General features: G+C 72.2%; 8 protein-coding genes. 5 read left to right on the top strand and 3 right to left on the bottom strand.

What is annotated here, in order from left to right; all coding sequences use genetic code 11:
• Positions 1–28: 28 nt before the first annotated feature.
• Positions 29–3,130 carry a M14 family metallopeptidase gene (locus AC3EN4_RS21265; protein WP_435207482.1) on the bottom strand — a complete coding sequence of 1,034 codons (3,102 nt, stop codon included), beginning with the start codon at positions 3,128–3,130 and terminating at the stop codon, positions 29–31.
• A gap of 215 nt (positions 3,131–3,345) precedes the next feature.
• Between AC3EN4_RS21265 and AC3EN4_RS21260 the strand changes: the two genes are divergently transcribed.
• Positions 3,346–3,888: a DapH/DapD/GlmU-related protein gene (locus tag AC3EN4_RS21260; RefSeq protein ID WP_435207481.1), complete on the top strand. Its 543-nt coding sequence runs from the start codon at positions 3,346–3,348 to the stop codon at positions 3,886–3,888.
• Positions 3,888–4,583 carry an acyltransferase gene (locus AC3EN4_RS21255; RefSeq protein WP_435207480.1) on the top strand — a complete coding sequence of 232 codons (696 nt, stop codon included), beginning with the start codon at positions 3,888–3,890 and terminating at the stop codon, positions 4,581–4,583. Before AC3EN4_RS21260 ends, AC3EN4_RS21255 begins: the two co-directional genes overlap by 1 nt.
• Here the strand turns inward: AC3EN4_RS21255 and AC3EN4_RS21250 are convergent.
• Positions 4,466–5,773 (bottom strand): glycosyltransferase, encoded by a 1,308-nt coding sequence (locus AC3EN4_RS21250; RefSeq protein WP_435207479.1) that lies wholly within the window; start codon positions 5,771–5,773, stop codon positions 4,466–4,468. The genes AC3EN4_RS21255 and AC3EN4_RS21250 overlap by 118 nt on opposite strands.
• 215 nt (positions 5,774–5,988) lie before the next feature.
• On the opposite strand from AC3EN4_RS21250, the gene AC3EN4_RS21245 reads away from it, so the two are divergent.
• From AC3EN4_RS21245 to AC3EN4_RS21235, 3 genes are all read left to right on the top strand, one after another.
• Positions 5,989–7,437, top strand: a complete 1,449-nt coding sequence (locus tag AC3EN4_RS21245; RefSeq protein ID WP_435207478.1) for a lipopolysaccharide biosynthesis protein — start codon at positions 5,989–5,991, stop codon at positions 7,435–7,437.
• A 92-nt stretch (positions 7,438–7,529) separates the two neighbouring features.
• The gene (locus tag AC3EN4_RS21240) at positions 7,530–8,645 is read left to right on the top strand and encodes a glycosyltransferase family 4 protein (RefSeq protein ID WP_435207477.1); all 1,116 of its coding nucleotides are present in this window, start codon (positions 7,530–7,532) and stop codon (positions 8,643–8,645) included.
• Between the two features lie 2 nt (positions 8,646–8,647).
• Positions 8,648–9,898, top strand: a complete 1,251-nt coding sequence (locus tag AC3EN4_RS21235) for a glycosyltransferase (protein ID WP_435207476.1) — start codon at positions 8,648–8,650, stop codon at positions 9,896–9,898.
• 8 nt (positions 9,899–9,906) lie between these two features.
• On the opposite strand, the gene AC3EN4_RS21230 is transcribed toward AC3EN4_RS21235, so the two are convergent.
• Positions 9,907–11,199 (bottom strand): O-antigen ligase family protein, encoded by a 1,293-nt coding sequence (locus AC3EN4_RS21230; protein WP_435207475.1) that lies wholly within the window; start codon positions 11,197–11,199, stop codon positions 9,907–9,909.
• Positions 11,200–11,260 lie beyond the last annotated feature (61 nt).

Raw genomic sequence — 11,260 nt, 5'->3', positions numbered from 1 at the left:
CCCCCCCCCCCCCCCCCACCTCGTGCCGTCAGCGGCGCGGCCGTCCGGTCAGGTGTGTGAGGGAGCGGGCGACCAGGTCGTCGCGGACCGCCGGGGCCAGGCCCTCCAGCCCGAAGCCCAGGTAGACGGTGTCCGCGGTGACCACCGCCGACCCCTCCTCGAACGCCTGCTGGCTGCGCGACCAGTCGGTGGCGTTACCGGCCGAACCGGCGGGCGGACCGGCCACCGTCCAGCCGCCCAGGTCCTCGGTCTCGAACGAGGTCTCGGTGGCCGTGGCCCCGTCGACGAGCACCCGGGCGTCGTCCAGGAAGACGCCCAGTCCCTGGGTGCCCCAGTCGGAGACGTACGAGATCGACACCTCGACCTGCTTGCCGGCGTACGCCGACAGGTCGATCGAGAAGTCCTGCCAGCCGTTGGACGCGCCGGTGGCGGCGTGCCACTCACCGGTGGTGCCGGTGGGCGAGCAGTCCGCGCCCTGGTAGTGCTCGGTGAACGGGTGGATGGTCCGCCACCCTGAGGCGCAGCTGTCCCCGGTCTCCCGGCCGGTGTGGCCGTTGGCGTCCGGCAGCGTGGTCCAGTCGTCACTGCCCACCTCGTGCGCCTCGACGACGAGGAAGTCCCAGTTCGTCTCGATGTCGTACGAGGCGGCGAACCGCAGTTCGCCGCTGGTGGCCCCGGTGAGGTCGACGGTGCGGGTGAGCCGCTTGTACGACTCGTCGGCCTGCCCGCTCCACAGGTACCAGTCACCCGTGCGCGGGTCGAACGGGGCCGCCCCCGGACGGACCCAGCCCACCGGAGCGGAGCTGGCGAACTGCGGGAAGTCGTCTACCGGCAGGAAGCTCGACGTGGTCAGGAACGAGGCCGTGTGGGCCTGGTTGCCGGCCGAGCCGGGCGCGTTGAGGGTGCCGGACAGGCCGGCGTACGCCCCGCCGACGCCCTGGACCGGGTACGGCCCGTCGGTCCCGGTGCCGCCGTCGCTGACGTAGGTGTACGCGCCCAACCAGTACTGCTGGAAGTCGTTGAGCAGTGGCAGGCAGGCGGCGTCGTCCCCGTCGGTGCACTCCGGCGGCGCGTCCGGGTGGTACACGTACGCGCCGTTGGCGCCCTGCGCGTAGAGGGCGTACTGGCCGCTGACGAGCAGCTTGCCGCCCTCGTTGAGGTAGTCACGCACGGCCAGTTCGGTGTCCAGCGCCGCCTTGGCCGTGGTGCCGGCGACCTGGCCGGGGGAGCGCAGGATGACGTCGTCGCCGGTCTCCCAGACCACCGCCTTGTAGTGCGACAGCACGCCCAGCGGGTGCGGGGCGGTACGCCCCATGGCGTCGAAGTCGTACACGTCGCTGGTGCGCCCGGCGGCGGTCAGCGACGCGGCGATCTCGTCGGCGTACCTGGCGGTGGTGCCGGTCTGCGCCGGGCTCAGCCCGGTGACGTCCTCCATGGCGAGGACCAGCACGTCACCGCCGATGTCGGTGTGCACCCGGTAGGTGAAGTGTTCGCTGGCCACCACCCCGGCGCGTGGCTTGACGCCGGTGAACCAGACCTCCACCCGGTCGCCGGGCTTCGTGCCGGTGACCGTGCCGCGCAGTTCGGCGTAGTAGTCGTCGTTGGTGTCGCCGTACCGTTCGCCGCCGCGCCACTCGCGGACCCCCACCGTCTTCGGTCGACCGCCGTTGACCGTGTAGTGCATCCGCACGTTCTTCAGGGCCCGACGGGTGATGGAGGCGACCTGCTGGGTGCGCCCGTACGAGGTGTCGAAGGCGTCCACCACGAAGTCGGGGGTGCTGCGGCCGACCACCGACACCGGGTCGTCCGGGTCGGCCGCGGACTTCGCCACGGCCAGCGCGAACGGCAGGTTCTTGGCGACCTCCCCGGCGATCAGCGTCTCGTCGTCGGGGAAGATGAAGTCGCTGACGCAGTCCTCCGGCCGCCACTGGTCGTCCGGGTCGACGGACGCGGCGGATTCGCAGGTCGACATCTCCGGGGTGAAGCCCAACGTGCCGTATTTGACGGTGGCGTGACTGTCGGTGTCGCCGTTGGTGGTGTACAGCTCGGCGGAGATGTCCGGGTCGTAGCCGGGCACGGCCGGATGGGCGTCGTCACCGGCCATCGCCTGGTAGATCACGTCGTCGGGGGTGGGTGTGCTGACCTGCCAGCCGACGCCGTAGAGCAGCAGTTGGGCCGCCGAGTGGTAGTTGACGTAGAACTCGAACCCGACCCGGCGGAACAGCCCGTCCAGGGCCCTCGTCTCCGGCTCGGAGGAGGGCCGGGGCCCCCGGTAGGTGTCGCTGTTGGGGTCGGGCGAGGAGCCCTCGTTGTCGTACCCCCACTTGAAGGCGAAGTTGCGGTTCAGGTCGACGCCGTCACCGGAGCCGATCTGGCCGTCGCCGTCGTTGTCCCGCAGGTTCTTGCGCCAGAGGCGGTTTCCGGGGGTGAACGTGTAGTCGTAGCCGTCCGGGTTGGCGACCGGCAGGAACCACAGCTCGGTCGTGTCGAGCAGGCGGGTGATCTCCCGGTTGGTGCCGTAGCTGTCGAGGACGTGGTGCATGAGGCGGCGGGTCATCTCCGGGGTGATCCACTCGCGGGCGTGCTGGGCGCCGGAGTAGAGCACCGCCGGTCGCTGGCCGTCGCGGACCTTGCGGGCGTCCTTGGTTACCTTGACCGCGAGGATCGGTTTGCCCTGCTGGGTCCGGCCGATCGTCTCCAGTTTGGCCAGTTTGGGGAACCGGGCCGCCGTGGCGGTCATCTCGTCGCGCAGGCCACCCGGCTCGCTGTACGGGCGGAACGCCGACCAGCCCGCGGCGGCCTGCTCCCGCAGGGCCTGCGACGCGTCCTTGCCGCGGACCTTCTTCACCCGCAGGGGTACGCCCCGGTCGAGCAGTCGTTTCGCCTGTCGCGGGGTGAGGACCGTCTCGACGGCGGTGCGTCCGGCGGAGTCCGCCGTGGCGTCGTGGCCGAGGTCCACACCGGCCTCGCGCAGCAGGTCGCGCTGCTTGCCGTCGACCGTGCCGACGTACACCTCGAGGCCCTCGCGGGCGCCCGGATCCGACGGTGGCCGCGCGCTCGCCGGTGGGGCCAGTGCCAAGGCTCCGAGCAGGGTGACCACGCCGGCGATCGCCAGTCGTCTCGGTCTCATCGCGCCTCCTTGGGTGAAGGACCTGTAGGCGCGAGCCTTCGGTGCGGGGTGATCGATGTCAATAGGTCGATGGGAGCGACCTGAGTCGCTTTTGTAGGCAATTTTGGAGATTGTGGCAATGTGGAGAACTGTCGGATCTACACTTCGGACCGCATGACCACATCCACCAGCACCACGAGAACGGGGAAAGAGTGTTGCTGAGCATGGTTCGCGGCGTGGCATCCGCCCTGCGGGACCGGCGCGCGGCTGCCCGCGATCCCGAGGGCTTCGCCCGGTCACTCGGTGTCAACCTGCGGGGCCGGGTCCGCTTCTACGGCATCGACCGGGCGATGTTCGGATCCGAGCCGTGGCTCGTCAGTCTGGGCGACAACGTCTACGTCACGGCCGGAGTCCAGTTCATCACCCACGACGGCGGGACGCTGATCCTGCGCCGGGAGGTGCCGGATCTGGAGTGGACCGCGCCGATCGTCGTCGGGGACGACGTCTACCTCGGCGTACGGACGACCGTTCTGCCCGGCGTGACGATCGGCGATCGGTGCATCATCGGCGCCGGCTCGGTGGTGACCCGGGACATCCCCGACAACAGCGTCGCCGCCGGCGTACCGGCCCGGGTGATCCGCAGCACCGACGACTATCTCGACCGGATGCGCGCCCGTTCGCTGGGCTGCGGGCACCTGCCGGCCGCCGAGAAGGCCGCCGTGATCCGGCAGATCTACGGGGTTCCCGAGCAGGTCGGCGCCGCACGGGCGGGGTTCTGATGCGGGTGGTGGCCGGCCGGCCCGGGCCCCTGCTCGGTCCGCTCGTCGTGACGCTGGACCGACTCGCTCACGCGGTCAGCCGCGCCCGCCGGGCCGTGCGAGGTCTCGCCCTGGCCGGACGGTTCGCCGCCCGGGGCGACAACTTCACGTTCGACCCCGACGGTGTCTACACCTGCGAGACGATCGAGGTCGGACGCAACGTGGACCTCGGGTACCGGCCGATCCTCATGGCGGCGCGGGCGCGGATCCGGATCGGCGACAACGTCATGTTCGGCCCCGAGGTGACCATCCGGGGCGGTAACCATCGCATCGACCAGGTCGGTGTGCCGATGATCGCGGTCGGCAAGGAGCCCGGCGACGACACCCACGATCGGGGTGTGACCATCGGCGACGACGTCTGGGTGGGCACCCGGGCGGTGATCCTGCACGGGGTCACCATCGGTCGGGGCGCGGTGGTCGGGGCCGGCGCGGTCGTCACCCGCTCGGTGCCGCCGTACGCCGTGGTCGCCGGCAACCCCGCCCGGGTGATCCGGCTGCGCTGGTCGGTGGAGACCGTCGCGGAGCACGAGCGTCGGCTCTACCCGCCGGAGCGCCGGCTCACCTCGGCCGCGCTGGCCGCGCTGGCCGGGCTGCCGGTGCCCGAGCCCCGTCCGGCGGTCACGAAGTCGCTGACCGCCGGCGTCCAGGCCCGGTAGTCGAAGCAGTGCGCGCGCTCCCGTGCCGCGCGGCTCATCGCCCGCCATCCCGGGTCGTCGAGACGTAGCGCTCGCTCCAGCCCACGCCGGACGTCGTCCGCCCCGGAACCGTCGAGCACGATGCCCTCGCGGCCGTCCACGATGTAGCGCCGCAGGTCACTCGTGTAGTTCAGCAACACCGGACAGCCGGCGGCGAGGCTCTCCGGGACCTTTGACGGGAAGCCCGCCTGCGCGTACCCGACCGTAGGGCGGACGAGCACCGAGAAGTGTGCCCGGCGCAGCTCCGCGAGCACCCGGTCGCGCGGCACGCGACCGAGGAAGCTCACCTGGTCGTCAAGGTCCTCGGGACTGGCCTCGTCCAGATCGGAGAGACTGCCGGCCTGCTCCCGGCTGATCCCGGCGATGGTCAGGCGCACCCGGGCGCGCTCGTCGGGGGCGAGGGCGCGGATGCCCTCCAGGAGTACGGCGAGTTGGTCCTTGGTCCCGGCCGACCCCGCGTAGAGCAGCCGGAGCCCGTCGTTCAGCGAGGGCGGAGCCGGAGCGTCGTAGTCGGAGCAGTCCACCTGCGGAGGGACCACGAGGGTGGGGCGGCCCACCCCCACGAAGTGTCGCTCCAGCGCCTCGGTGATCGCGATGATCCGATCGGCGAGCCGGCCGGCCAGGAAGAAGGCCCACCGGTGCCGGGCGAAATACGGTGTGAACCAACCGTGCGGGAACTGCGCCGCGTCGTGCCGTTCGAGGACGTCCACGGTCACCGGGCAGCGCACCGCCGTGCGGAGCACCAGCCAGGTCAGCAGGTTCCACAGGCCGAGTGGCAGGTAGACGGCGGTCAGCTCCTTCGGGCGTACGCCCGCGCGGCGCAGTGCGCTGATCACCCGCAGCGGACGGGTGGACCGGTGCAGCCACCGGCCCGCAACGCCACCGCCGGCGCGCTCGCGGGACAGCGTGATGAGACGTACGCCGGGTGGCAGGTCGGGCGCGGAGGGTGGGCGCGTCCCGTCCTCGGGCCAGTCGTTGACCACCAGGGTCACGCCGCCCGGCGGGGTGGCCGAGCGGGCCAGTTGCAGGAGGCGGTTGGACATCGCGTCGCCGTGTGGAAACCGGTACGCGGCCAGCGCCAACACCTGCGGCGTGGCGGCGGCGGGTCGCAGATGTCGGCGCTGGCCGGCGATGGTGGTGGACTCGCCCACGGTCCGTCCCCTCGAGAGATATACGTTTTTTGGCCCTTATGGCCGGTAAGTCTAGGGTGTGGTCCTCGCCGAGACGGCTTGCGTGGACTCGTGTCGGGGGATGAAGCGAAGCCGCCGCGAGCTGATCGTAATCACGCAGCTACTCAGAGCAACTATGGCCGATCGTTCTCGTTGTACCTGGTGACCTGTCGGCGGGGGCGCGGAGGCGGCACGGCATGCGACTACCGATCACCACGGCGGCGCCGGCCGTCGGGGGACACCAACCGGCGGTGGCCGACCGACCCGCGCCGCCGGGCCCACCCGTGCCGCCGGGCTCAGGCAGGTCCCGCAGCCGGGCGCTCGTCGGCGGCATCGTGTCCTCACTGGCCGGCAAGATGGTCGGCCTCGCCGCGCCGCTGCTGATCACGCCGCTGGCGTTCCGCAGCCTCGGGGCCGAACGGTACGGCCTCTGGATGGCCGTCACCTCGCTCACCAGCATGGCGCTCTTCGCCGACTTCGGGCTCGGCAACGGCCTGCTGACCAGGCTGGCGAGGTTGCGCGGCACCGGTGAGCGGCAGGCGGCGGCCCGCGAGGTGTCCAGCGCGTACGCCCTGCTGGGTGCGCTGTCCGCGCTGCTGATGACCGCGCTGGTCGCGAGCCTGTGGTGGGTGCCCTGGCCGGCGCTGCTGAACGCCACGGCACCTCCGCTGGCGGCCGACGTCCGGCCGGTGGTGCTGCTCTGCTTCGGCGCCTTCATCGCCAACATTCCCATCGCCCTCATCCAGCGAGTCCAGTACGCCCACCAGCAGGTCGCCCAGAGCAACCTCTGGCAGGCCGGCGGCAGCCTGATCTCGGTCGCCCTGGTGTACCTGGCGGTCACCAACGCGGCCGGGCACGTGCTGGTCATCGCGGCCGCGGTGCTCACCGTGCCGGCGGTCAACCTGGCCAACTCGCTCTGCTACTTCGGCTGGCAGGACCGCGAACTGCGGCCGCGTCTGCGACACGTCCGTGCCGGGGTGGCCCGGGGACTGCTGCGCCTGGGCGCCCGGTTCTTCCTGCTCTCGGTGCTCGCCTCGGTGGTGCTCAACCTCGACGGCTTCCTCGTGAGCCGGGTACTCGGCCTGAGCGCCGCGGCGACGTACGCGGTCGTGCTGCGGATGTTCGCCCTGCTGACCCTCTTCATTACGCTGGTGAACCTGCCGCTCTGGCCCGCCAACAGCGAGGCCCTGGCCCGCGGGGACCTGCCCTGGGTACGGCGCGTCACGGCACGGATGGTATGGCTGTCCGCCCTGGTCGTCAGTCTGCCCGGGGTCGCGTTCGTGCTGGTCGGCAACGACGTGCTGCGGCTCTGGGTACGCGCCGCCGACCTCCCGCACGTGTCGCCGGTGCTCTTCGCCGGTCTCGCCCTGTGGTCGGTGCTGCTGGCCGTCGCGGCCCCGCTGTTCATGGTGCAGAACAGCGTGGGACTGCTGCGACCCCAGTTCGTCGGCTGGGCCGGTTGCCTGTTGCTCGCCGTACCCCTGAAGGTCGTGCTGGCCCACCGCGTGGGTCTGCCCGGGGTGGCGCTCGCCTCGGCGGTGACCTACGGGCTCACCGTGTTGCCGGCCGCCGTCGTGGGCTACCGCCGTGTCCTGGCCGGCGCGGGCGTTACGCCCCCGGCGGCGGTGCCGGTCGTGACGCCGTGAGGCGGTCGGCGCGCCGTCACTTCGCCGCCGCTGTCGCCGTTACCACCGGTGGTGCGCTCCGGCCCGCCGGGTCATCGTTGAAACGAGGGTTCATGCAGCGAGTCGAAGTGACCCGGCCGGTGGTGGTGCAGCACTCGGCCGGCCTTCCGGGAGCCAACGGTCCACTGACCGCTGTGCAGCGGGTGCTCGCCTCGCACCTGGCCGAGGAGTACGAGTTCGTCCGGATGCACCAGAGCGCGGGCAACGGCAGCCTGAACGTGCCGCTGCTGCGGGAGTGGGTGCGGCTGCTGCGACGGGTCCGCCCCGACCTCGTGCACGTACGCGGTCTGCAGAACGAGGGTTTCCACGGGGTGCTCGCCGCGCGCCTCGCCGGCTGCCCCCGGATCCTGGTCACCGTGCACGGCACCGTCCGTGACCTGCGTGGACCCGGTCGCCTCTGGCGTCGCCGGCTGCTGGTGCGCGGGGCCGAGCCCGCGACGCTGCGGCTGGCCAGCCACGTCGGCACCGTCTGCGAGTATGCGGCCCGCCGCGACTTCCTGCGCGACCTCGGTGGGAAGTTCGTCGGCGTGATCCCCAACGGGGTGCCGCTGCCGGAGGATCCCCGCGAGGCGCGGCAGCGGACCCGCGCCGAGCTGGGCCTCGATCCGGACGACGTGGTCATGATCGCGGTCTCACGACTGACCTGGGAGAAGGGGTACGGCGTTCTGGCCGAAGCGCTACGCCGGCTGCCCCCGTCCACCGTGCGCCGGCCGCAGCCGTCCACTGTCCGTCGCGTCCTGCTGGTCGCCGGTGACGGCCCCGACCGCGCCGGGATCGCCGCCGCCCTGGCCGCCGCCGGCGACGTCGAGGTACGCCTGCTCGGCAACCGGCTCGACGTGCCGGACCTGCTCGCCGCGGCGGACCTGTTCGTCTTCCCGACCCTGCACGAGAACCTCTCCAACGCATTGCTGGAGGCGATGGCGTACGGGCTGCCGGTCGTCGCGTCGGCGGTCGGCGGCAACGTGGAGGTTCTGCGCTCCGGCGGTGGCCGGCTGGTGCCGGCGGGTGATCCCCAGGCCCTGGCCGGGGCGTTGTCGCCGCTGCTCGACGACCCCGCCGAGCGACGACACATGGGGGAGTTGGCCCGCAAGGTGGTGGCCGAGAGCTACAGCCTCGACGTCATGCTCGGCGCGCTGGACGGGGTCTACCAGCGAATCCTCGGGGAGTGAGGATGGCAGCACACCGCAGCCCACGGGTCGGCCTGCTGGGCTTTACCGTTCCGGACGAACTGCTCGCCGAGATCATCGCCCGGGACACCATCCTGCCCACCCAGACGCACACCTTCGCCTGGGGCCTGGTACGCAGCCTGCGCGCCGCCGGTTGCCCCGTGCACCTGCTCTCGGCCGCGCCGGTGTCGAGCTGGCCGGGTAACCGCCAGGTCCGCTTCCGCGCCGGTCGGTTCCGGCAGGACGGCGTGGACGGGGATCTGCTGCCGTTCGTGAACCTGCTCGGGCTCAAGCACCTCACCCGGTTCGTGGCCGCCTGGCGCGTCGGGGGCCGCGTGCTGCGCGAGCGGGAGACCGACGTGCTGTTGGTGCACGGTGTGCACTCGCCGTTCCTGTGGTTCGGCGTGCTGCGCGCCCGACGTCGGGGCGTACGGGTGGTTCCGGTGCTCACCGACCCGCCGGGCGTCGCGCTGCCCACCGACGGTCGGCTGGTCCGGGTGCTGCGCGGGCTCGACGTGGCGCTGGTCCGGGCCGCCCTCGCGCGCTGCTCCGGGGTGATCGCCCTGACGGCCGCGCTCGCCGACGACTTCGCCCCCGGCCGCCCCCGACTGGTCATGGAGGGCATCTGCGCCGTCGACGGCCTCCTGCCGGCCGGCCCCACGAACACCCGCGACATCGTCTACGCCGGCGGCCTGAGCCGCGCCTACGGCGTGGACCGGCTCGTCGAGGCGTTCCGCGCGCTGCCCGGTGACGACCTGCGGCTGTGCGTGTACGGGCGCGGCGAGCTGGAGGGCTGGCTGCGGGACCAGGCCGCCCTGGATTGGCGCATCCGGCCCCCCGAACTGCTGCCCCGCGGTGAGCTCTTGCCCCGGCTGTCCCGGGCGCGGGTGCTCGTGAACCCCCGCCCGGTGGATCAGGACTTCGTCCGCTGGTCGTTCCCGTCGAAGATCATCGAGTACCTGGCCACCGGCGTGCCGGTGGTGAGCACCCGGCTGCCGGGGATCCCGCCGGACTACACCCCCTGGCTCTCCTTCGCCGAGCCGGACACCGCCGAAGGGCTGCGGAGCGCCATCGATCAGGTGTTGGGCCTGTCCGAGCACGCGGCCCGGGAACTCGGCGTCGGCGGCGCGCGGTTCGTCCGGGAGACCCGCAACCCGACGGCCCAGGGGCACCGGATGCACGACTTCCTGGCCGAGCTGGTGGGGTCCACCGCCGCGGCCGACTCCGCCGCGTTGACTCCCGACCGGGTCGGCTGACGGCCGGCTCAGCGCACCAGGCCGACGAGCGGTCGTCGGGGCCGGTCGACCGACGCCACCGGCGGCGGCTCGGCGGCCGTATCGGGCAGCGCCACCGGCAGCCGGGACCACAGGGCCAGCATCAGCCAGGCCACCGGCGAGATCTCCCAGTGCCCGCTGAGCCAGATCGGCGTCCATCCGACGATGAGCGCGCCCACCAGCATCCCGTGCCGGCGACCGAGCCGGGGCGCCGCGTCCCGGAGGAGGAAACCGATGAGCGCGACGAACAGCGCGATGCCGATCAGGCCGAGGTCGTTGCCGAGGGTGAGCAGGAGCGTGTGGGCACCCACCCCGTAGTACGGGTTGGTGCTCGGGAAGGCGCCCACGCCGATGCCCACCAGCGGTGAGTCCCAGAACGACGCCTCCGCGATCGGCCAGACGGCCAGCCGTCCGGAGAGATCGTCCAGCGGGCGGTTGAACACGTTCTCCAGCCACTGTGGCTGGTAGCGCGTCAGGTGTCCGAACGGCACCAGGACCAGCAGCAGAGCCGAGCCGGCAGCGGCGAAGGCCCAGGTCCGCCCGGCCAGCCGGTCGATGACCAGGTACGCCGCGACGGCGGCAAGCGCGATCTGACTGGCGCGCGTGCCGGTGAGCATCGTCCCGTACCCGAACAGCGGCAGCAGCAGCCACAGGGCGGTGCGCACCAGGCGGTTGCCGACCCGCGCCACCAGCAGCAGGACGGCGACCAGGGCGGCGGTGGCCAGGCAGTACGCGGTGTAGTTGACGCCCACCCCGTCGAGCGAGATGCGCAGCGCGGTCGCGTCGAGGCGGCTGGCACGGATCAGTTGGACCGTGGTCCAGCCCGCACCGGCGAGGTAGGCGCCGGCGACCAGCAGCAGACGGCGTCGGCTGGACAGCACGTGCCGGGCCGCGATCAGGAGCAGGGCGACGGTCCACCAGGCCCGGATCGCGATCTGGCTGCTCTCGATGTCCCGGGTCCACATCAGCGTGGTGCTGGCCCAGCAGCAGATGAGGATGGCCAGGTAGTCCGCCGGTCCGGTGCGGGGAATGCGACCACTGGTGACCAGCGCGGCGGCGGCGATCCAGAGCCCACCCCGGTACACCAGGTTCGGGCTGAGCGGGGCCAGGAACGCGGCGAGGCAGATGGGGAGCACGCTCAACCTGGCCAGGTTCCAGCGAGGGCCGGTCATCGGATCGACGGCCCGTGGCTTGTCGATCCGGCGCGTGGTCGGCGTGGCGCCTCCCGGACGTCGGGGTTGGTGCTCCACGATGGACCGGGTTGCGCCGTACCCCTGAGCCACGGGCTCTCCTCCTGCCGAGCGGTGATCCGGCCGGCGGGCGCCGTACCGTGCCGCAACGAGC

This window comes from Micromonospora sp. bgisy143, assembly GCF_057708145.1.
This window is presented reverse-complemented; position numbering and strand designations above follow the sequence as displayed.

What these genes read in the sequence shown, in the direction of transcription:
- AC3EN4_RS21265 (WP_435207482.1), bottom strand. Translation starts at nt 3,130, where the DNA reads ATGAGACCGAGACGACTGGCGATCGCCGGCGTGGTCACCCTGCTCGGA.
- AC3EN4_RS21255 (WP_435207480.1), top strand. Translation starts at nt 3,888, where the DNA reads ATGCGGGTGGTGGCCGGCCGGCCCGGGCCCCTGCTCGGTCCGCTCGTC.
- AC3EN4_RS21245 (WP_435207478.1), top strand. Translation starts at nt 5,989, where the DNA reads ATGCGACTACCGATCACCACGGCGGCGCCGGCCGTCGGGGGACACCAA.
- AC3EN4_RS21240 (WP_435207477.1), top strand. Translation starts at nt 7,530, where the DNA reads ATGCAGCGAGTCGAAGTGACCCGGCCGGTGGTGGTGCAGCACTCGGCC.
- AC3EN4_RS21235 (WP_435207476.1), top strand. Translation starts at nt 8,648, where the DNA reads ATGGCAGCACACCGCAGCCCACGGGTCGGCCTGCTGGGCTTTACCGTT.